This is a genomic window from Rhodohalobacter halophilus (assembly GCF_001715195.1).
GTDB classification, from domain to species: domain Bacteria; phylum Bacteroidota; class Rhodothermia; order Balneolales; family Balneolaceae; genus Rhodohalobacter; species Rhodohalobacter halophilus.
The window spans coordinates 55,665-77,240 of sequence record NZ_MDWE01000002.1 but is presented as its reverse complement, the minus strand read 5'-3'; the positions used below and the strand labels follow the sequence as shown (position 1 = coordinate 77,240).

The window sequence follows — 21,576 nt, the reverse complement described above, 5'->3', positions numbered from 1 at the left end:
TCTTACTTATTTAGCTGTGAAGACATTTACATTAGTTTTTAAGCCATTTATTTTTAGGTCATTGCCTTAAAATACTCCTCCGTCTCCTTATCCGTGCAATAGATATAGCACCCTTTCATCCCCCGGCTCATCAGGGTTCTGTAGGTATTCTTGATAATGGTTTCAGCAAGCTCATTGGCTTTTGCAGGCTCTTCTTTCATCATTTTTTTAATCCCGAAAATCGACCGGTCGTTGCTTGATCGCTCATAGGCATCCGTAACAGCTTCGCCATTCCGAATCTTGAAGTCTGGGCCGATGATAACACCCACGTAATCCAGTTCAAGTCCCTGGCAGGTGTGAATGCAGCCAATTTCATTAATGGACTCCTCCTTGATCAGCCAGAGCATTCCGTCATCTGCCAGGTTCCATTTTTTAGCGAAATCATGTTCTGGGATCACAATGTCCATCTCGTCCGGATTTTTCTTGCTGTTCCAATCCCAGCAGTACCCGGCCACCATCCTGGATTTATTATTCTCTTTGTTCTTCTCTTTTATCTTATCAAATACTTCATTGGGAGAGGAGAAAATTTGAAAGTCGAAGTCTATGCCTTTTAAATCTGTGTTGGCCGTCTCCCTAATTTGCAGGGCATGATCCAACCACGCCATATACCCGTCTGATCCATTGCAGCGAAATTGTGAGCTGAGTTCTGTTTCAATAATTTCAGCCCCGGCTTCTGCAGCCCACTTTCTGATCTCCTGCTTCTCTCCGATATCATGGATATGAACCCGTTGGTCTTCATCAATAAAAAAGACAGAAGTTTTAGATGCCGAAATCAATTCCTTGATCTGATTTTCGCCCTTGTTTCGAAACATTCCCGACTTTTCATTCAGCCGGTGGGCTTCATCCACAATGAGTGCATCAAAAAGGTTGGGTTCTGTATCCGTAAAGGACCCTGAACTTTTAAAAAGATTGTTGATATGGCTCTTCTTCATGTCACCGGTTAGTAAAGAGGAATAAATCGTTCGGGGTGCTGAGTTCTTGGTGATATAGCTTACAAACCGGTTTTTAGCCGTTAATTTGACGAGCAAATTGATGGCTACAACGGATTTACCGGTTCCCGGCCCGCCCTCAATGATCACGACCCGTTTCTGCCCTTTCTTTCTGTTGAGTACAGCATCCATTACATATTCAAACGCCAGTTTCTGCTCATCAATCATGATGAACTCCTCGTTGCCTTTAAGCATAGAGCTCAGACTGTCGGCCAGCATTTTCGAGGGTCGGATACGCCCGTTTTCGATACGATAGATAATGTTATCACTGTCGCCATACTTGATGAAGCTCTTGATGTACTCTCTCAGCTTCGTGATATCTTTCTTCATGAATACCGGAGCCTTTTCAGTGTGATCCTGATAGAAAGGATCATCCAAAACTTCGTTGGAATGATAATTATGAAGAAAGGCGCAAGCTTTCAGGTTGATATCTCCATCGTAAACGGCTTCATTGAAATCATTCAGCAGGGCGGCATATGACCATGCCTGGTAGGAGGGATGGCTGACTTCTCTTTTTCCGCCCCCAATGAAAGTTTTTACGATTCCATCTAATCCAGTTTTCTCAGCCGTTTCCCACTGTTTGAGCTCTACGATAACCGCATGATCTTGTTTTGATTTATTTTTGCCGGTAATGATAAAATCAATTCGCTTTGATGTTTGAGGAATCTGCATCTCTATAGTGATACCGGCATCCAGGGGGATTTCATAGTCCGTTAAAACCGTGTTCATGTACATCATGGAGTTCTGCCATGATCGTTTTTCATTTTTAGAGACTCCACGGTTCAAAGTGGCATTATATTTTGCCTCAATGACCTCTTCAACCATCCCGGTTTCAACATCAGCGGTAAAACTCTCTTTAGTAGATTTGTATACGATCATGGTCAGAGGTCGGTATATTTTTTAGCAGAACCCTTTGCCTTATGGACAGGATATTTTATTGAGTTGGACTGAAGTTTTTCCATGATGATTTCTTTAACATTGAAATCATATTTTTCTGCCAACAGAAAGGCATAGTTGAAAATATCCGCCAGTTCCTCTTTTACTTTTTCGGGATCGGCTTCCTGAGGTTTTTTCCAAAGAAAAGCTTCCAGCAGTTCTCCCGCTTCAATATTTAGCGCAACCGCCAGATCTTTCGGATTATGAAACTGCTCCCAATCTCTTTCATCCCTGAATTTTGTTATAGAGTTTGTGATATCTTCAATGTCGCTCATATAATGCTCGCATGTTTACAGTGATGTGCAGCTGGGATTCTGTAATTCAAAATCTAACCTTATTGATAAGGATTATCGTAAAATAATCACCCACTTTCACATGATTATTAATGATCGTTTTCTTTGGAAATATTTGCCTATCTGTTTGGCGAAATTTTTGTGTCGTTATAGTTAGGTAATTTGTTATATCACTTCATGTAGTCAACGATACACTCGTACTCAAACTTTGCTACATCCCCCATTACTAAAAGATCATCTGCAGTAGGTGGATATGTTTTGTTATCACATTTAAAAAATTGAGTAGTTACAAATAAATCCACTGTTAGTTTATCATAAATTGGATGATCATATCTGAACCGTTTGACTTCACCGTGCCCTGAATAACCTCTGATGGTTTGCCCGAATTGATAAAGGTGCCTTTTTAACCTTTTCTTGAATTTGTCAATCCGATATTAACGATGTCTTTTAGTCAACTAAATTCTTCACCTTGTATATTATTTTCTGTTATCGCAAAAATATAAACACCTGGAAGTGTTAATCCATTGAGTTATTCTAATTCATCCCATCTTATCCATTGTGGAAACATGATGCTGTAAATTTAAGGATGCAATTATTATTTAACGTATTGCTTATATCTATATAGTGCTATTCTTCTTTGTCATAAGATAAAAGAAGTTGTGAATTTAGGAAGAGTTAATCTCTTCGTTCTGCGGTACCAATTTTTATGGTAATCATAACAAGTTCTCCGATTTAATTTATTGATTACCCCTAAAATAGGAGGGGGAGTGACGGCATACCGTCATTTGTACAAACCATGTGTAAAAGCATTCGAAAGGATTACGAATAATATAGATCCGGATGCAGCTACCGGCCATTTTTTTGTGGCCATTTCCATCAGGTGGGAATCATTTACACGATTCCCGGTCACATAATGCTTTGGAATTGTCTGGAAGCGTTTGGTTTAGAAAGCCCTGAACCGGAATACATTGAAGGATGCGGAATTCTGTGGTCCGAAAGGGCTTTAATGAGTACCGCTCGTTTGTAAACAGCGGGTCACATCTTCAGAAGATCAGTGAGTCCCGGGCAGTTTCTTGAAAACGGAAGGTTAAGCGGTTTGGATTGCCGGCTTAAAAAAATAAAGCGGCACGTTTTTGACCCGGCTATGATACGGGAGTTTTTAATCCCCGGGGAAGTCAATCGAACCCTGAAATCGGGCACTCTAATCGTTTGCTGTCCGCGACATTTACAAAGGATAAATAGCTGCAAAATAAACCAATGACTGCTCTGAAGAGGCGCCGCAGGCAGATGGCTTCCGGCCTTGGGGGTTTCGAGTCCGCATCCAAAAAAGGCCCGGTTAAAAATTTTAGGCAAAGGGGACGGGAAGCCGGGGTTTTTATGTTGTTTAGAATAAATCTAAATAGTGCTTGAGCCTGTTTGAGAAGAGCCTTATCATTACAGAGTTATTTAGATGTGGTCTAAATAGATGAAAAAAGATATGAACCTTAAACATGTTTGTAAAGTGAAAAAGCTGCTCATTCTACTTGGTATTTTTGTACTGCTATTCAATTCAGCAGATGGCTCAACAATCAACGGCAAGATTATCGGCCAGGTTGTGGATGAAAACAATAATCCGGTTGCCGGAATCAACCTCAGGTTAGACGATACCACCATCGGGTCGGCATCCGGTCAGGATGGAACGTATGAAATTAACAGTGTGCCCAAAGGACGATATACGTTTGTCGCGTCCGGAGTCGGGTTCGACACGGAGGAGAAAGAGATTACAATCGACGAAGGGGAGATATTACTGATCAATGTCACGCTATCCGCTTCAAACGAAGAGCTGCAGGATATTACCGTTACCAGCTCAAAGATGAATAAATTTAACCGCGAAGAGACGAGCTATGTTGCAAAAGTGCCGGTTGAAAATATCAGGAATCCCCAGGTGTACAATACCATCAGCTCCGAACTTCTGGAGGAACAGGTGGTCACCAATTTTGATGAGGCGATCACAAATGCACCCGGAATTTTTAAACTCTGGGAGTCGACCGGCCGGGGAGATGACGGGGCCGGATACTACGCGCTCAGAGGTTTTTCCGTTCAGCCGACCATCGTCAACGGTTTGCCTTCCTTAACCAACGGAAGCCTCGACCCTCAGAATATCGATCGCGTTGAGGTGATGAAGGGGCCGTCGGGGACCCTGTATGGAAGCAGTCTGATCTCCTACGGCGGATTGATCAATGTGGTTACCAAAAAACCGTTCAACTATTTTGCCGGTGATGTTTCGTACCGGACGGGCAGTTACGGGTTGAACCGGTTTGCTGCCGACATCAATGCGCCGCTAAGTGAAGAGCGGGAAATTCTGGCGCGTGTCAATACCTCGTATCACAAACAGAACAGCTTTCAGGATGCGGGTGAGTATGAATCATTCTTTATCGCGCCTTCCATTTCCTACCAGGTGAATGACCGCCTGTCGTTTCTGTTCAACAGCGAATTCATCAACTCTGAGCAGACCAATCCCACCATGCTTTTCCTGAACCGCAGTGCTCCACTGGGCTGGGAAAATCTTGATGAACTGAACTATGATCCCAGGAATTCATACACGAGCAACGATCTGACCATATCGAACCCGACGGTCAGCCTCCAGGGAATCATGGAGTACCGGATCTCGGATAACTGGACATCCCAAACATCGGTATCGAGCAGCAATGCAAAAACCGACGGATACTACACATATTTATGGGATCTGGCCGATGGAAATTCAACGTTTGCGAGATATTTAAGCAATCAAAACTCCACGACGATTGGCAAAAATGTCCAGCAAAATTTTGTCGGAGAATTTCAGACGGGAACCCTGAAGAATACATTTATCGGAGGGTTTGACTACTTCGTGGAGGAGACGGTTAACAACAGCACGGGCTATGTGGGTTTTGGCTCGGTGACGATTGGTGACGGCGGCCAGGGGGAAGGTGTTTCCCAGCCGGCGGCGGATGAAGCTCTTTCCGGGGCGGCCGTTGTAAACAGTAAAACAAAACAGCATGTGTACAGTGCGTACCTGTCTGATATTATCGACTTCACACCGGCTCTGTCGGCAATGGCAAGTGTCCGGCTCGACCATTTCGACAACATCGGCAGCGACAGGACTGAGGATGACGACTATCAGCAAACGACAATCAGCCCTAAATTTGGCCTTGTCTTCCAGCCGGTTGAAGACCAGGTGTCCCTGTTTGCCAACTACATGAATGGGTTTAACAACGTTGCACCCCGAACCCAGGCAGACGGATCGGTGAAATCATTCTCTCCCGAAAGGGCGAATCAATGGGAGGCGGGTGTAAAAATGAACGCCCTGAACGGAAGGATTTCAACGACACTCAGTTACTACAATATCCTGGTTTCCAATGTTGTCCGGCAAGATCCTGACCGGCCAAATTTCTTTGTTCAGGATGGAGAGAATTTCAGCAGAGGTATTGAAGCAAGCCTGGTTGCATCACCTGTTGACGGGTTGAACCTGAACATCGGCTACAGCTACAATGAAAGTGAAGTTACAAAAACAGACAGCGAGGAGTTCCTGGGAAGAAGGCCGGAATCTGCCGGGCCGGAATCGATGGTTAATCTATGGGCCAGCTATAAATTTCTTGACGGGACGTTCAAGGGATTCGGTATTGGAACAGGGTTGAACTATGCCGGTGAAAATAAGATCATGAACCGTGAATCCACGGGCACCTTTACACTTCCCTCATACACGGTGCTGAACACGTCCCTTTTCTACGACTCAGAACTTTTCCGCATCGACCTGAAGGTGGATAACCTCACCGATCAGGAGTATTACAAAGGCTGGACGACGATCAATCCACAGATGCCAAGAGTGGTGAAAGCCGGATTTACCTATAAGTTTTGATGCAGTCTCTGATCTGAATGTTCAAGAAAGCGATCCTATTCCTACACCGCTGGCTCGGGCTTATTACCGGGGCAGTGGTGTTAATCCTAAGCATCACGGGAGCCATCTTTGTTTTCCAGAAAGAGTTTACTCACTGGCTGCGACATGATGTGATGTATGTGGAGGCCGAGACTCAGCGGCTATCCGTGGAGGAGATGTACGGATTAACCGCAGACGCCCTGGAGGTGGACCGGCTGAGTTACGGCCTGACCACCTATAAAGATCCGGGCCGATCCTGGACCGCGTTTAGTTTTACACGGCCTGATGAGCCTTCGTGGACATATTTTGGGAGTATTGAGGAGTATAAAACGGCCTACCTGAATCCGTACAGCGGCGAGGTACTGACCATCATCGATGAGGAGAAAGATTTCTTTCAAATTGTGAAGGGAATCCACTGGAGCCTTCTGCTTTCTACCCCCATTGGCCAGCCAATCGTAGCCTGGAGCACCGTAATCTTTTTGGTGTTACTGATTACCGGAATGGTCTTGTGGTGGCCCAAGAAATGGAATAAGAATGGGCGAAAGAGAAGCTTTAACATCTCCTGGAAAAGCAAATGGCGGCGCCTGAATTATGACCTGCATAATGTACTGGGATTCTACTCGCTCATCCTGGCATTTGTGATAGGATTCACCGGGCTGTACTGGGCGTTTCCCATGGTGCAAAAAACGCTTCATTTTATTGGCACCGGGGAATACTCCATGCCGCAAACTGAACAGGAAGTCGTTCAGTCAGTTGTAGGGGATTCTTCGGTCGATAGCCCGTTAGAAGCTGCCTATAGAAATGCCTGGGATCGATTTCCGGATGCGGACAATATCTCATTCATCAGGCCAGCCGGCACAACCGGAGTGATCCGGGCAATTGTCAGGGGAGATGACAAAACCTACTATGAAAAGAGTGAAATGGCATTTGACCGCTACACCGGAGAAATCGTGCATGTTGACGATTACGATGAGAAAAATAGGGGAGAGAAGCTGATCGCGATGAACTACGATATTCACGTGGGGGCGATCGGGGGGATACCGGGTAAAATATTGGCTTTTCTTCTTTGCATCGTTTCGGGAAGCTTACCGGTAACCGGCTTCATCATGTGGTGGGACAAAAGAAAGAGAAACGGGAAGTAACGGCTTTTGTCGTTCAATACGGTTTAGTATTTGCCGCATTTCATACTTCGGCCCTTTCCACGGAATCGTCTGCAGACCCTATACTACCCACCTAATATTCTAATTTACAAACCCCGCCCGGTTCATCTATGTTCTTGAAATATCCTGAGATAGAGTTACTTTAAAGGCCGTTGCTCCTTTGTAGCTGTGCGTGAATCTTGAGTTAAGCGGCGTTCAGGGTTCTTAAAAAGGGAATTGGACTCAAAATAAACCATACAGATATGAAGAAGATCTATGCCGCAATTTTTGTGATTTCTCTATTCCTGGCAGCCTGTTCCGGCTCACCCGACGTTGACATCCCCGAAGAGATCGCCTCGCTTGAAAATCTGAGTGTGGTTGAGGCGGATGCAGGTCCGTCGCGTTCTGTCGGGTTGAATGAGACAGCTTCCTATGGAGATACGGAGGATGTGATCATCGGGCAGATGGGAATGTTTGCCGTGGATGAATCAGGCAGAGTGTTTTTGGCGGATATCAGCCAGCAGGTGATTCACGTTTTTGCTCCGGATGGCGAGTGGCTGACTCAAATTGGCGGGGAAGGTGAAGGCCCGGGCGAATTCAGGGGGATCGGTCCGGTAAAAGTTGGGAACGGGTTGCTGCATGCGGTGGATCAAAACCTGAGGCGTATTACACGCTATGAACTGGAATCTCTTGAATTTCACTCGGCAGTCAGTTTAAACTCGGATGACCCCCCGGTCGAGTATTCATTTCCCTATGATTATCATGTGCGTCCCGACGGTACGTACCTTGTCTTTTTTACCGGGCCGTTTACGGATGAGGCATCTACCGAAGAGATGGTTTGGCAAAGTGCCTTGTTAGACTCAGAAGGGAAGTATGCCTCGGATATCTACCTGGAAGTTCGGGCCAATGAGTGGATTGTTGACAGCAGTGATGATTTTATCCGCGCATTTCCGCCCCCGTATGGCAGAAAATCTCTCATGTCGATGACTCCGGACGGTGTATTGTACCATGCATGGAGCGAGCAAATTTTAGTTAAATCGTACAATAACGGTGGAGAGTACATTGGGGCCGTGTACTTTCCCTACCAATCTGTGCCGTTGAACCGGTCTGATGCCCTGGAATCGTATTCAGACTGGGATGACAGAATTCAAACGGTCCTGCGAAATCAGAATATGCCGGACACCTGGCAGGCGTTTGATATCATGCACGTAGATGAGCAAAAACGTATCTGGATTGCAGCGGTTACGGAAGATCGTGATCTGTATGAGTGGATTGTTTTTTCAGAAAAGGGAGAGTTACTTGGGGTTTTTAACTGGCCAAGAACCCGGCAAATTCAGGCTGTTAAAAATGAATCGGTTTATACGCGAGAAACGGATGAAGAGACAGGTCTGACAGAGGTTGTGCGGTATGATGTTGGATTTGATTAAATTCATCATAGTTATAAATGTGGCATAAGTACATGATAACATGTAATTTAAATACCACGTGGTCCCAAATTTAAAATTTTAATTCATTGAAAATCAACGAGAACCACCCCACAACCCTACTTGAGAAGGAGGGGACACTCTTATCCAAAGATTTTATACCTAACTCACATTAAACAACAATATGATGAATTACAGAATATCGAATCTACTGTTCGTGATCTTTTTCGTACTTCTAACCGCCTGCTCCGGCTCGCCAGACATTGAGATTCCGGAAGAGATCGCCTCCCTTGAAAACCTAAATGTGATTGAGGCGGACGCCGATCCGATTCATTCGATCAGCCTGACTCCGGCAGCTTCCTATGGAGATACTGAAGACGTCATCATCGGGCAAATGGGGCAGTTTTCTGTGGATCAGTCCGGACGAATCTATATCGCCGACTTCAGCCAGAACGTGATTCACGCCTATGAATCTGACGGCAGCTACCTGAGACAGATTGGCCGGGAGGGAGACGGACCGGGAGAATTCAGAAGAGTGAGTGCCATCCGCCCGGGTGAGCGGCACCTGCACGTACTGGATACAGGATCGATGCGAATTTCCAGGTTTACTCTGGACTCTCACAATTTTGTCGATAACCTGTCGGTTCCGTTTGAGTTTCAGTCGGAAGGCGGGTTTGTAAGCTTTCCCGGCAACTTTCATTTGGTGGGTGACAGTTACTATCTCATCCATTTTGGGACGGGCTACAGCGCCGCGATGGATGACTCGGACGTTGAACCGAAAGATCGCGGACGGCTGCTGAACCGGTCAGCCGGTGAGTTTGAAGAGGGATTTGTGTATGAGTTCCCCATCAGTGAGGCAATTGTTCACCGGGAGGGGACCTCGATGAGTGTGATGAGTCCGGAGTACAAGCGTCGCTCCATTACGGTTGTGAATAACAGCCGGCTTGCCCATGGCTGGAGCGAAGAGCTGCTCTTCAAGTTTTATGACATGGACGGGGCATATCAACGTGCGGTCTGGCAGCCGAATGAGAATATATCGTTAAACCGGAACGAGATTTTGCAGGAGTATTCCGACCGGGATGAGCCGTGGCGGGGAATGGTTCGCAATGATAATATGCCGGAACGGTGGCCGGCTTACCGGCACCTGGTGCTGGATGATGAGAACCGCATCTGGGCCGCTCTTTACTCTGATGAGGAAGAGATGTTTAACTGGAGGGTATTCTCGGAAGAGGGTGAATTTCTTGCAGCCTTTATCTGGCCCGAAAGCCGGGAGATCCGGGAGGTGAAAAACGGATCAGCCTACACCCGCGAGACGGATGAAGAGACCGGCCTTGTGGAGGTTGTTAGGTACCGGGTAGATTTTGAATAATGAGCGCGTAGGACTCAAGATGTAAAGTGAAGAAGCATCCCTCCTTATGAAGGAGGGGTGAAGGGGTGGTTGGAAAACTCATAGCCGGGCAAATCCGTCATAATTGATTTGAAGAAGCTTCACTATGCAAACCGATAAACCAAACAATCCAAAAAGTGGGGCAATCATCATCCAAAAAAGTACAAACTTTAACCTACAATCAAATAAATGAGACCACGCCTCATAATCGTTCTAACCCTCTTTCTGGTTCACTGCTCGCAAGAGCCAGAAACAGATCACATCCAAATCCTCGATGAAATCCCGGAGCACATTCTGGAAGTCGAAAACCTCACCATTTTTCCGGGAGATGCTGAGCCGGTGTACGACGTGGAGCTGATCTCGGAGGTGACGTTCGACGATGCAAAAGGCCCATACCTGAACCGTGTTCTCGATGCCGTAGTGGATAATCGAGAACAGGTAATTATTTTGGGTACAAATACCGACTACCAACAGTCTCTTCACGCCTATTCAAGTGATGGAGCTTTTCTGACCGTCATTGGAGGCCGGGGAGGAGGGCCCGGAGAGTACGGTATTATGTTAGGGCCGCAGGTTACGGGAACCAAGCTATTTGTACCCGATGTAACCAATCAGCGCTTGAACGAATATTCAACTGCCGATTTCTCCGTGATACGTTCCATCCGTTTCGAACAGTGGGATAGCGGGGGCGAATCCAGGTTTGGGTATGTCTACGCAAGGCAGGACGGGAATTACTGGCTGATATTTTCTGAACCACGGTCTGTTATCGGACAACTCTCAAACCGGTACAAGATTATGGATCATGAGGGGCGCATTATACAGGACCCATCGCTTGCTTTACCAGCAGGCTTCAGAATACAGACTGATCCATCCGCGCGCCCCATCATGCCGCTATATTTTATGGGGAGTACTTTGGAAGCCGTTTCCCGCAGCGATGAATTGTATACGGCCTTTACAAGGGATTTTCTGATTCGGAAATACGATGCAAACGGCATCTATCAATCTGCCTTCTACTATCCCGTGCAGAGTCTGCCGTTCGATCTTGATGTGCACACGAACTCATCGCCATTCAGCCCTTCCGCACGGGTAATCAAGAATGCATTTTCGGACATTGATCGGGACCTGCCGGAAACCAACCCCGTGTTGTTCAGGCTGAGGATAGATGACGAAAATAGAATATGGGCGGCCGTACCGATGGATCAGCAACGGGAAATATTAGAATGGTGGATTCTGGATGAATCAGGCGAACTGCTGGCCAAGCTGCAGCGTCCACTTTTAAAAACAATATTCGACATCAAAAACGGGTATCTGTACGGCAAAGAGATTGATGAAGAAACGGGAGCTGAGTATGTGGTGAAGTATAGGATGGAATTGGAGCAGGCAGGTGAATAATCATGAACCGGGTAAATCAATGAGGTTAACAGTAAACAGAAGCTACATTAAATTCGATTTCAAATACTTTAGGTCTTCCTGGTCTTTGGGTCGCGAAGTGCTGGATTTATTTTTTATAAGTTCCTTTAAACCAATAAAATAAACAGCAATCTTTTTTTGTTTATAATCAACTTGTTCAATTACTCTATTTTCCCATACATCTTTAAAAGATACCCCATCTATATGATTCATTAGATCGATTCGGTTTGGTGGAATCCCGAACTGTATAAAATATCCCCGTGCTTCCAGATCGTGAATAGATAAACCTCCAGGGATGTCGTCTTCCCAAAACTCTTGAAGAGCATTATAAAGTCTGATACAGTTTTGCCCAGATCTCTCATAAAAAAAGTCTACATCGCCGGTAAGGCGAACATATCCATGATAAATAACAGCTTCACCTTCAACGATCACGAATTTTACACCATATTTATTCAGAAGTGAGATAAACTCCACACAGTCGTTGGAAAAGTGAGAAGCCTTCATTTGTTTCGCTCAGCTTCTCTTATGTCAGGTGAGTTTTTGCCATACACTCTCTCTTTTAGGGTGTGGGCTGCCGCTTGGCGCTCTTCAACACTCAAGCTGAGATGTTGCTTAATATCCCATTCTTGAGCTTCTGCGGCATTTTTTGAGATGTTGACAACTCGTTTCATACTATAATTTAGTATTGGGGAGTGGAATTAACAAACAAGACCGATGTGACAAAATGGTGAGCAAAAAACAACAAAATAATCTCAAAGCTTATCAACATACTAAAAAATAATCAAACCTCATCCCACAAAATAACATGGGTTTACGGTTTAAATATTTTCATTATAATCTCTTAGGGATTAAACATCCATGCCCATCATGCTAAGTTTACAGTGTGGATAAAGTTGGATATAACGTAAAGAGGATAATTATGGAAGTACTAAATCGCGAAGAGATGAAATTAGTTATGGCCGGAAATTGCCCTTCATGTGCATCGTGCGCAACTGATTGTTTAAATCTGTATTCTGGCTACTATCATGAGTGTAATAGTACATATCCTGATCCATCATCTGATGAACAGGCACTTTGTCGTCAGGAGGTACATGAATTGAATGGCTTATGTATTAATGATTGCTTTCAAGTCAATTAGCTATGTCAATGGAAAAAACAAGGAATCCACAGGGTGGGGAGCAAATCTTTCATAGGTTCTGTCTGATCGTTTTGACTGCAACATTGCTTCTTTCGTGTAACGGGGAGAAGGGATCACCGGATGAAACCGGAAGTATTCCCCTATACTCTGTGGATCATCTTGCCTCAACATTGCCTGAATTGGCAGCCGAACCTGTAGGAATTTTTGATTCACCTGACTTTATGGGACCTTATTATCTGGAACCGGTCTCGGGTGGGCGCTATATAGCATCTACTGACCGGACAGAGAACCAGGTTCATCTGTTTGATGAAACAGGGACACACCTTGCCAAGGCCGGAGGGAATGGCCGCGGGCCGGGTGAATTTATGGGGGCCATCCAGTTGCATGCAGGCCCGAATCAGTACCTCTATGCACTAGATTTACGTCTTCACAGAATTACCCGGTTTCGTGTACACCAGGGTGAACTGATGTATGATACCAGCTTCTATGTAAACCTTGAGCCGGGTACTTGGCTGCACAATATCTATGTTACACCATGGGGCAATTTTGGGGTTATTCGATCGATCGTGGATTACAGTTCCGGAGAAGAAGTCTATCACTTATACAAACTGGATGCTTCTTTTATTCAGACTGAACCTCTGTTCGAGATGCCCGGAAATGAAAAGATGTCGTTGAGCGAATGGTCTCATGTCGACCATATAGTGGGGCAAAAGACGTTATGGGATCTGGACGGTGAATGGTTTTATTATATCACATCCCATAATGCAACGATTAATCGATACAATCTACGAACGGGTGAAACCTCGTTTGAAACTTTTTTTGATCTGGCTGAAAGAGAAATCACACCGGAAAACCGGGGGCATTTAATGGAGCTTGCTTCCAATATAATGACCAGGTTTCCATCTTTAAGGAAAACAATGGAATCTGTAACTCTTCTACCATTATTCAGTGAATTTGTGGTTCATGACAACATACTCTACTTGACTATTTTTAATCCTTCAAAGGATGAACGAACTGAAATCATTCGTATTGAAGAAGAAACCGGTAACGTGCACTATATAGATCTTCCCCTAAAATTATGGAGGATTCAGGCTGGAAACGGTTTATTATATGGAATCGAAAACAGAGAGAATGGGGATGAAGCGGTTCAAATTTTAAATCTTGAAGATCCACCTATTTGAGCTCGATGAAGTAACGTGAGCATTATGTGGTGAAGTATCGGATGGAGTTCAAAAAGCAGGAAAGAAATTGCAAATAGGTAAGTTTGCCACGGAAACACGGAAGGCCACAGAACTGCAGAAAACCACCTTGGAAAGGGTGAGGGCTTCACTTTGTAGCATATGCGAAGTAGTAGGAATGATTTACTGTCACAATCGACTAATTTTATTTTTAGCACCACTCCAAAAAACAACAAAATAATCTCAAAGCTTATCAACATACTAAAAAATAATTAAACCTCATCCCACAAAATAACATGGGTTTACGGTTTAAATATTTTCATTATACTCTCTTAGGGATTAAACATCCACGCCCATCCCATGTGTGGGAGAAATTGGATATAACGTAAAGAGGATAGATATGAAAGTATTAAATCGCGAAGATTCGTAACGAAGTGTAGAAACGCGAAGCGAAATGAAGAATATAATGGCTGGTGGAAATGATCCAAAAGAACTGGAACCCGGAGAGGGTTCTTGTTATTTAACATGTGGTAATTGTCAAAACGAAGTTTGTCAAGGTTATGTAAGTGATTGTTCAATACAAAGTGTTTGGCCTATGTGCGGGGCACACGATACAGGTTGGACTTGTACTTGTATTTAATGATAATATTAAAATTAAATAGCATATAGTTAAAACTTGGTTGAAAGAATATGATCCACTTCAAAAAGGTTGGGTCATATTCTTATTTTTAAACAAGTAATGCAATGTATAGTTAGATGTAATATTACTATTAATCGACAATATTTTGATTGTAACCTTGACATAATGCTGATTTATACCCTGCCTATATTAACGGGATTTTTATTATTTAATACGGATCTTGCACTGGAAAACCCGGACTGTTCTTCAAGTGAGATACGGCGATGTTTAAATCAAGAGATGATCTCCTCTTCATTCCAAACTATAAGGTTTGTAAAAGATCAAGTTTTTGGTGATACGGATACGGTGTTTTTGGGTAGGATATGGGATGTAGATGTGGATTCTGAAAACCGGGTTTATATCGCAGATGCGGGAAATGTAACGATTCATGTTTATGACTACGATGGGAGTTATGAAACATCTATTGGGCGGCAGGGGCGGGGTCCCGGCGAATTTCCACACATTACTCAGCATACTCGAATACACGCAAAACAAGATGAACTGTTCGTAACCGGTACCGAATGGATGTTCTCTAATAACGTGCAGGTATTTTCATTAAATGATTATTCATTATCAGGAGGAGTGCTTTTTAGAGAATCTGATAAAAAGAAATTCAGCCCACAACTGGAAAACTATTTTCCAAGAAGTGTATACCCTTTGGAAAATGAGAAATTTTTGGTGGCCTATGAACAGGTGCGTTCACCTGAATACCTTGAAGGAGGTGAGAATAAGATTATGTACTACCTTCACGATCAAAATGGTGCAATTGTAGGGGGACCGATATTGGAGCAGAAAGACCGTACCTATCTTTACCAGGTTCATCAAGGAATAGGATATAACTACTATGCATTTCCTTTTTATGGCAAATCAATATTTACAGTTTCGGAAGATGGATACCTCTATACGGCATTTTCGGATGAATTTCGTATTGACGTTAGAGCTACAAACGGAGAAATCGTTCGAAGTATAGAACACTCATTTAATCCCATCCAAACGACAAGAAGAGAATTAATCGGTAAATATGAAAGAATAGACATGAGTCGTCTGGATTTTAATGAGGGTGATAATATGGCATTGCAAATGATTCGTGAAGCTGAGAACCTGCCGGATGTGTGGCCTGTCATGAATGAGATTCTCATTGACAACGAAAATCGTATCTGGGTCTCTACTATCGTAGAAAATTTTGATATCTATGAATGGTGGGTGCTTGAAAACACAGGTGAAGTGATTACTAAATTTGATTGGCCTCGGAATAAGCCGATAGAGGTCGTAAAAAACGGCTACATGTACACTCGCCAGACCGATGCTGAAACCGGCCTGCAGCAAGTGGTTCGGTATCGGATAGAATTTGAGGAATAGTGATGAGTTTGAATTACTACAACTTTGCCAATCTCATCATTTGACGTGAAACGAAACCACGGAAGGCCACAGAGATTTTTCAGAACTCAAAGTATGTGTAGGGTAATAATAATTCCTCCCTAACAAGGGGGGAGTGAGGGGGGTAATCTTTTTGCAGTAAATGACAATTCATCTAAATCAAATTAACATCATGCGATAAAAGTGTAAACCATGTCTCCGAACACCTATAAAGGATGTCTCCGGTCTGAATAAGGGGTTGGGGGATGATTTACTGCTAAAACCGGCTAATTTTATTTTTGTCACCACTCCAAAAAAAAACAAAATAATCTCAAATCACCTCAACATACTAAAAAATAATTAAACCTCATCCCACAAAATAATATGGGTTTAGGATCTAAATATTTTCATTATAATTCCTTAGGGATTAAACATTCATGCCCGTCTCGTGGATTAATCCGTGGGAGAAATTGGATATAATGTAAAGAGGATAATTATGGAAGTACTAAATCGCGAAGAGATGAAAAATATAATAGGTGGAAATATAAATGATGACTGTGTTGTATATCCGTGCCAGGTTCAATACATGTGCTGTTGCTCTACGGGCGAAAGAGGTTGTTCTTCAAATTGCGCCCATTGGTGCTGCCAGTTTGATCGGCACTGTATTTAATGAATATCAATAGTTTGAAGGTGAAGGCTCAGAGAGGATTAATATCTCTATGAATATTATATTTTAATATTTTATCTATGCAGATGAATAATGAGAGTTTTTAAACCCCGGCTTTTCTTACATGAGTTTTTCATACTGATTGGGTTATTTTTATTGTTATCGTTTGGTTGCAGCAGTGATGAAACGGTACCAGTTCTCATCGACTACGAAGATCTGAATTTAATAGATATTCAGATGGAGAGGGAAATTGGAGAGAGTTCTGAATATGTACCGGGTGCATTGGGTGACCTTGTTATTTTCTCTGATAAGACGATGCTGGTAGCCGATTGGGGAAAAATGACAATTGAGCAATTTAATGCAGAAGGCAAACATATTGCTACTGTTGCTAAAGAGGGCAGAGGTCCCGGCGAGTTACGGGAATTTTTTTCGCTTCGGAAAGGAGTAAATGACACCCTGATTGTACGCTATACAGGTATGTCTCAACAGATTGATTTCTTCGGCCGGGGAGAGGATCATGTGTACAGACACAGTAAATCGTGGCTTCCGGAAACGTTCAGGGAGAGAACGTTACTTACCATCGCTCCCCGTTCTGAAACAGAATATTATGCCCGGGAGTCCTGGAATAATCAGCAGCTGCGATCCATCATTGCAGATCGTGCAGAATTTGGGTGGGTACCGGTAACGATCGTGGATCCAAATGAGAATGTTCTTGTGGATTCTCTTCATCTTCTAAAAAAGCCAACACCCGCTGTGCGAATGTCTGAAGGAGGGGCACTGACAATTCTCGGGTGGCCTCCATATCAATATTCTGATCAATTTAGAGTGATGAAAAATAACCGTTATGTAATAGCCCGAGCCGACAGCTCTGCACTCTATATTTATATCGATAATCATGAATTTAAAAGAAAGATTCCGCTTCATGTAAAAGATCGGGTGGTGGAAAAATCAGATTTGGATTTTTTATTTGAATTGAGAAATGCCACAAATGAGGTTCGCAGAGCCCTGGAAGATCGTATACCGGATGTTAAACCGCCTTTTTTAAATGTTTGGGTGTCTGAAAGCTATTTCTGGCTGCATGTGGATACAAAGAAAGAAGGCAGTCAGATCGTTTTATATACGATGGAAGGCGAGCCGGAAGGCACATTTTACCTCTCTGTACACGATGACATTCATTTTGTAAATGACAGGCAGATATACACAATCCATAAGGATCCGGTTGAAGGGCATTCAATTCGAATCTATCGGGTCGGCGTATAGTAAATGCATGAAGGTATGATCAATGATGAATTTTATTATCTATTTACCTGAGTTTGATTAATGTAAAAGTCTCCCCTAGTAAGGGGCTCCGAACGTTAGCGACACGTGAAACGAAATTTAGAGGGGTGTTCGTTGGACTATTCAATATTCTGATGAACATTCTCATCTTTTGTGCCTTCTTATCAGGATTCTCACATAATAAATTTATCAATCCGGTTTTAATATATTATTGATATATGATACGCATCTATCTTGTAGCTTTAACAACACTTTGTTTTATAGTTTCCTGTGGAGAAAATCGACGACAAATGGAAGTTACCCAACATCCGGAGCCGGACCGAATTCCTTATTCTGATTTCACTCCGGAACTTCTTCAGGTTAATGACCTTACCTCGGAGGAACTGGATCAATTTCCCGAAAGTATCCGAACGTTTTACAATTATCTTACCGGTAGTATTGAGATAGACCAAAACAATCAACTGGATCTTTTAACCACCGATCGGATAGATGTTGTATCAAAAGATCACTCTACGGTTTTAATTCTTGAGAGAGACAATAACAGGCTTTTAGAGTACGATTTATCCGATGAGAGTTATACGGTCTTGGCGAGTCAGGGAAGGGGCCCCGGCGATATACTATTTGCACAGGAATTAACATTCCATGATGGGAAAGCCTACGTTGCCATGCAGGGTTTTCAAATATCTGTATTTGATTGTAGACAGGTTATTTGCGAGTATGAAAAAACGATTCCAACGAAGCACAATAACTACTCGGTTTCTTCAAATGGAGAGGTTTTATTCTATTTAGGCCTCGCACCGTTCGGCGGAGATAATCCGCATACTTCTGCAAATCAGAACTTAATTTATAAAATCGACATGGATGGAAATGTTCAAAACTCATTCATGCCGGTGTACAATTTTAAAGCTCCGGTTGTCAGAGACGCTCTCTCATCCGGGGGTAAGGTACGATCGCTCCCTGATCTGGGTAAGACCATCGTAACGATTGATCACTATCCTTACTTATTTATTTATGACGAAGAGCAGGAGTTAATTGAAAAGTATGAGCTGCCTGAATTAATACAGCCGCTATATGAATATGAAGAGCGGAATGATAGCGGGGAATGGACAAGCGGAGAGGTTTATAAAAGCAATTCGAAAATATCAGAACTGACTGTATTGGATCAGAAATGGTTGTTCATGAGAATCAAAGAGGAAAGAGGTGTAGAATTTATCTCACTTGTTGATGGGTTTGACGGTTGCGAATGGCACTCCTACTATCTGTTTGATGTCGAGGCATCCAAGCTCTATAAAGTTGGGGATGATGTTGAGTTCCCCATTTATCAGGGCAGGAACATACATGTCACAAAAAGTGGTGTAGTACTGAATGTGAAGGGTAGTTTAACGTTGATTAAAATTTAAAATAACTCTGTAAGGAAATCTCAAAATCTCACTCTTATAGATTAGAGGGTCCATGTTGAATTGATATTTAATATTAGGATAGATGAAAGAGAGATATCAGATAAAAAAATCTATTGAGTTATTAAAAGATAACTTACATACAATTGATAGGGTGAATGAATGGGGTAGGATGATGGGGTATGATTCTCCAAAACTATTTTCAAGAGATTTCAGAAATTATTACGGTAAACGCCCTCGAGTTTATCTATTAAGGATAAAGGTAAGAAAAGCGTTAAAGTTACTTGCTAACTCAGATAAAAGTCATTACGAAATAGCAAAATTAATTGGAAAACGAGATGAACAAGCACTGTATCATTTTATTAAAAAGCAGACAGGTAATGCTCCTTCATATTATCGTGCGTGTAATTTTAAAAGTAAAAATCAGCAATAACTTCGAAAATGAAAATCCACCCTCGTGAATATTGGATTCTAAAAAAAGTGAATTAGGTATTTAATCAAAGCTTACCAGAAAAAAATAATAGTAAAATATAAAAGTAAAGAATAATAACAGTTTAGGTTGACTATTTAGGGTTCCCAAATTAGACTATTATTAGTGAGATAATATTACTTCGATTACTGGTAATGTTTTCCGTGAATTACACCTTTGCAGTTTGTAGGTGAATTAAAAATGGTTGCAACCTTATATAGAGTAACCATGCCATTTAATTACTAATAAAAAGGAGGGTAAAATGAACAATGATAAAATTTCAATTTTCTCAATTTTGATAGCCATTGTACTGGCGTTAGGTACAGTCATAGCTACTAACTCGGTTGCTGAAGCATCAGTAGAGTCTGAAACCTGTTTTACTTGTGCACCAAGTAATAATACATGCCTTGAACTGTGGATAATTAAGGCTCAAGGAAATGTTGTTATTGGTCCATGTGAACAAGTCTTAGAGTGAAAAAAATAATATTAAAATAGTAGGTGTCTGAAGAAAACAGACACCTACTATTTGTAAAGTATTATTAATTATGAAAATACTAAAAGTAATATTGGCAGGCCTGAGTGTGATCATTAGCATGTTCTTAGTAATAAACTTGTATGTTAGTACCGACTTGGTAAAGTCAAATTATCAAGAAGAGAAGGAGGGTGTAGTGCCTACTGGTAAAATTGTAACCAGTAAAGGTTATCCATTAGAATTTAAGAAACAATGGGAGGTCACATCTGATAACTTAGCTAATCCATACTCATTGTATAAATTTCATGATTATCTAATCGTTCAAGACAATAGCTCACAAAAACCTTTACCTGTATTTAAAGTAGATGGAGTGTTTTCACATTTCATTGGCAGCTGGGGAAAAGGCCCGGGGGAGTTTAGCAGAGATGGTCATACGGTTATAGGTATACAAAATGAACAAATATTAATTTATGACCGTGAGACCAGTCGTATACTATCTTTTAATATTAGTGATGGTCATTTTGTAAATGAAAAATCTGTTTCCTTAAAGACATTTCCATATTTACATGGAAATAAATTGATCAGCAGGGCAGCAGTACCATTTGATCATTTCGCATATGGGGTAAGTTTATTGAGTGATTTGTCAACGGATACTGATACAACTGTATATGGATATTATCAAGAACTTAAAAAGTTGCTCCCGGCAAAAAATAATCATCTATTAAAACAAGGTGATGTGGCAACTGATAGTAATTCAAATGCTTTTATAGCATTGAATAATAGCTCTTTGATTATAGGGTTTGATGTTGATGGGAATGTGATATTCATGAATGAGGAGCCGGTTAATATGGGGGCTCTACCGGATTTAACTAAAATTGATTTACCTGCGAGTTTACGTGGTGGTTTAATAAGTCCTCCTTTAAATATGTTTCCCAAACACTATGTATCAGTCGGAGTAAATGATGACTATATAATTGGGGTGTATTCAGGGTTCCAAATAAACAACAGACAAGACTTTTTGGATGCGGATAGAGCAAATGAGGGATCCATACTTCATATTTTCGATAAAAAAACTTCTAGCTATCTGGAATCTGTTGATCTGGATGTTCCTTTGAGAAGTTTAGTGTTGGATGGTAATGACGTATACGCAATTTCAGTAAGTCCTGAGATTAAGCTTAAAAAATTTAAACTTTAGTTTTTTGGGTGAGCTAAATGCAGTTTATAAAGAACATCGTGCCGTATGTAGCAAGAAATATGCTTACTCTTTTGATTTTGTTTTTTGCTTATATGAAAATAGTTTCTCCCGAATTATATCAAAACATTAGCGAACTGATTAGTTTTGTATTAAACGATCCAATCAATGATAGTGTTGATAAATACAATGTAATAGTTTACTCAATGTTATTACTTCAAACCTTTTCGGCATGTTTAAT

The 21,576-nt window shown here is 42.2% G+C and carries 16 protein-coding genes; 12 read left to right on the top strand and 4 right to left on the bottom strand.

Annotation, left to right across the window (positions count from 1 at the left end; all coding sequences use genetic code 11):
* Positions 1-53: 53 nt before the first annotated feature.
* Together BG260_RS01005 and BG260_RS01000 are read right to left on the bottom strand one after the other, a co-directional pair.
* Positions 54-1,907, bottom strand: coding sequence for a DUF2075 domain-containing protein (locus tag BG260_RS01005; RefSeq protein WP_069130086.1), 1,854 nt, complete (start codon positions 1,905-1,907; stop codon positions 54-56).
* 2 nt (positions 1,908-1,909) lie between these two features.
* A complete protein-coding gene (locus tag BG260_RS01000; RefSeq protein WP_069130085.1) occupies positions 1,910-2,239 on the bottom strand; it encodes a nucleotide pyrophosphohydrolase in 330 nt (109 codons plus the stop codon).
* A gap of 1,495 nt (positions 2,240-3,734) precedes the next feature.
* On the opposite strand from BG260_RS01000, the gene BG260_RS00995 reads away from it, so the two are divergent.
* The 5 genes from BG260_RS00995 to BG260_RS00975 all read left to right on the top strand — a co-directional run bounded on the left by BG260_RS00995 (position 3,735) and on the right by BG260_RS00975 (position 11,491).
* Positions 3,735-6,134 carry a TonB-dependent receptor gene (locus BG260_RS00995; RefSeq protein ID WP_087148670.1) on the top strand — a complete coding sequence of 800 codons (2,400 nt, stop codon included), beginning with the start codon at positions 3,735-3,737 and terminating at the stop codon, positions 6,132-6,134.
* Positions 6,135-6,151: 17 nt separating this feature from the next.
* Positions 6,152-7,294: a PepSY-associated TM helix domain-containing protein gene (locus tag BG260_RS00990; protein ID WP_069130084.1), complete on the top strand. Its 1,143-nt coding sequence runs from the start codon at positions 6,152-6,154 to the stop codon at positions 7,292-7,294.
* Positions 7,295-7,554: 260 nt separating this feature from the next.
* Positions 7,555-8,718, top strand: coding sequence for a 6-bladed beta-propeller (locus BG260_RS00985; RefSeq protein WP_069130083.1), 1,164 nt, complete (start codon positions 7,555-7,557; stop codon positions 8,716-8,718).
* A 184-nt stretch (positions 8,719-8,902) separates the two neighbouring features.
* The gene (locus BG260_RS00980; protein WP_176719404.1) at positions 8,903-10,084 is read left to right on the top strand and encodes a 6-bladed beta-propeller; all 1,182 of its coding nucleotides are present in this window, start codon (positions 8,903-8,905) and stop codon (positions 10,082-10,084) included.
* A gap of 207 nt (positions 10,085-10,291) precedes the next feature.
* Complete coding sequence (locus tag BG260_RS00975; protein ID WP_069130081.1) at positions 10,292-11,491, top strand: 6-bladed beta-propeller; 1,200 nt, start codon at positions 10,292-10,294, stop codon at positions 11,489-11,491.
* 42 nt (positions 11,492-11,533) lie between these two features.
* Here the strand turns inward: BG260_RS00975 and BG260_RS00970 are convergent, their stop codons facing one another.
* Positions 11,534-12,013, bottom strand: coding sequence for a DUF6036 family nucleotidyltransferase (locus tag BG260_RS00970; RefSeq protein WP_069130080.1), 480 nt, complete (start codon positions 12,011-12,013; stop codon positions 11,534-11,536).
* On the bottom strand, positions 12,010-12,180 hold the full coding sequence (locus tag BG260_RS14110; RefSeq protein WP_176719403.1) for a hypothetical protein: 171 nt from the start codon (positions 12,178-12,180) through the stop codon (positions 12,010-12,012). Before BG260_RS14110 ends, BG260_RS00970 begins: the two co-directional genes overlap by 4 nt.
* 475 nt (positions 12,181-12,655) lie before the next feature.
* Between BG260_RS14110 and BG260_RS00965 the strand changes: the two genes are divergently transcribed.
* The 7 genes from BG260_RS00965 to BG260_RS00935 all read left to right on the top strand — a co-directional run bounded on the left by BG260_RS00965 (position 12,656) and on the right by BG260_RS00935 (position 21,338).
* Positions 12,656-13,828 (top strand): 6-bladed beta-propeller, encoded by a 1,173-nt coding sequence (locus tag BG260_RS00965; RefSeq protein ID WP_069130079.1) that lies wholly within the window; start codon positions 12,656-12,658, stop codon positions 13,826-13,828.
* An 802-nt stretch (positions 13,829-14,630) separates the two neighbouring features.
* Complete coding sequence (locus tag BG260_RS00960) at positions 14,631-15,863, top strand: 6-bladed beta-propeller (protein ID WP_069130078.1); 1,233 nt, start codon at positions 14,631-14,633, stop codon at positions 15,861-15,863.
* Positions 15,864-16,620: 757 nt separating this feature from the next.
* Positions 16,621-17,787 carry a hypothetical protein gene (locus BG260_RS00955; protein WP_069130077.1) on the top strand — a complete coding sequence of 389 codons (1,167 nt, stop codon included), beginning with the start codon at positions 16,621-16,623 and terminating at the stop codon, positions 17,785-17,787.
* A gap of 308 nt (positions 17,788-18,095) precedes the next feature.
* Positions 18,096-19,205 (top strand): YncE family protein, encoded by a 1,110-nt coding sequence (locus BG260_RS00950; protein ID WP_069130076.1) that lies wholly within the window; start codon positions 18,096-18,098, stop codon positions 19,203-19,205.
* Positions 19,206-19,287: 82 nt separating this feature from the next.
* Positions 19,288-19,635: a helix-turn-helix domain-containing protein gene (locus tag BG260_RS00945; RefSeq protein WP_069130075.1), complete on the top strand. Its 348-nt coding sequence runs from the start codon at positions 19,288-19,290 to the stop codon at positions 19,633-19,635.
* Positions 19,636-19,933: 298 nt separating this feature from the next.
* Positions 19,934-20,146 carry a hypothetical protein gene (locus tag BG260_RS00940; RefSeq protein ID WP_069130074.1) on the top strand — a complete coding sequence of 71 codons (213 nt, stop codon included), beginning with the start codon at positions 19,934-19,936 and terminating at the stop codon, positions 20,144-20,146.
* Positions 20,147-20,216: 70 nt separating this feature from the next.
* On the top strand, positions 20,217-21,338 hold the full coding sequence (locus BG260_RS00935) for a 6-bladed beta-propeller (protein ID WP_069130073.1): 1,122 nt from the start codon (positions 20,217-20,219) through the stop codon (positions 21,336-21,338).
* Positions 21,339-21,576 lie beyond the last annotated feature (238 nt).

Excerpts from the sequence above, each read along its gene's own strand:
- BG260_RS01005 (WP_069130086.1), bottom strand. The coding sequence starts at position 1,907 with ATGATCGTATACAAATCTACTAAAGAGAGTTTTACCGCTGATGTTGAA.
- BG260_RS01000 (WP_069130085.1), bottom strand. The coding sequence starts at position 2,239 with ATGAGCGACATTGAAGATATCACAAACTCTATAACAAAATTCAGGGAT.
- BG260_RS00995 (WP_087148670.1), top strand. The coding sequence starts at position 3,735 with ATGAACCTTAAACATGTTTGTAAAGTGAAAAAGCTGCTCATTCTACTT.
- BG260_RS00990 (WP_069130084.1), top strand. The coding sequence starts at position 6,152 with ATGTTCAAGAAAGCGATCCTATTCCTACACCGCTGGCTCGGGCTTATT.
- BG260_RS00985 (WP_069130083.1), top strand. The coding sequence starts at position 7,555 with ATGAAGAAGATCTATGCCGCAATTTTTGTGATTTCTCTATTCCTGGCA.
- BG260_RS00980 (WP_176719404.1), top strand. The coding sequence starts at position 8,903 with ATGAATTACAGAATATCGAATCTACTGTTCGTGATCTTTTTCGTACTT.
- BG260_RS00975 (WP_069130081.1), top strand. The coding sequence starts at position 10,292 with ATGAGACCACGCCTCATAATCGTTCTAACCCTCTTTCTGGTTCACTGC.
- BG260_RS00970 (WP_069130080.1), bottom strand. The coding sequence starts at position 12,013 with ATGAAGGCTTCTCACTTTTCCAACGACTGTGTGGAGTTTATCTCACTT.
- BG260_RS14110 (WP_176719403.1), bottom strand. The coding sequence starts at position 12,180 with ATGAAACGAGTTGTCAACATCTCAAAAAATGCCGCAGAAGCTCAAGAA.
- BG260_RS00965 (WP_069130079.1), top strand. The coding sequence starts at position 12,656 with ATGGAAAAAACAAGGAATCCACAGGGTGGGGAGCAAATCTTTCATAGG.
- BG260_RS00960 (WP_069130078.1), top strand. The coding sequence starts at position 14,631 with ATGCTGATTTATACCCTGCCTATATTAACGGGATTTTTATTATTTAAT.
- BG260_RS00955 (WP_069130077.1), top strand. The coding sequence starts at position 16,621 with ATGAGAGTTTTTAAACCCCGGCTTTTCTTACATGAGTTTTTCATACTG.
- BG260_RS00950 (WP_069130076.1), top strand. The coding sequence starts at position 18,096 with ATGGAAGTTACCCAACATCCGGAGCCGGACCGAATTCCTTATTCTGAT.
- BG260_RS00945 (WP_069130075.1), top strand. The coding sequence starts at position 19,288 with ATGAAAGAGAGATATCAGATAAAAAAATCTATTGAGTTATTAAAAGAT.
- BG260_RS00940 (WP_069130074.1), top strand. The coding sequence starts at position 19,934 with ATGAACAATGATAAAATTTCAATTTTCTCAATTTTGATAGCCATTGTA.
- BG260_RS00935 (WP_069130073.1), top strand. The coding sequence starts at position 20,217 with ATGAAAATACTAAAAGTAATATTGGCAGGCCTGAGTGTGATCATTAGC.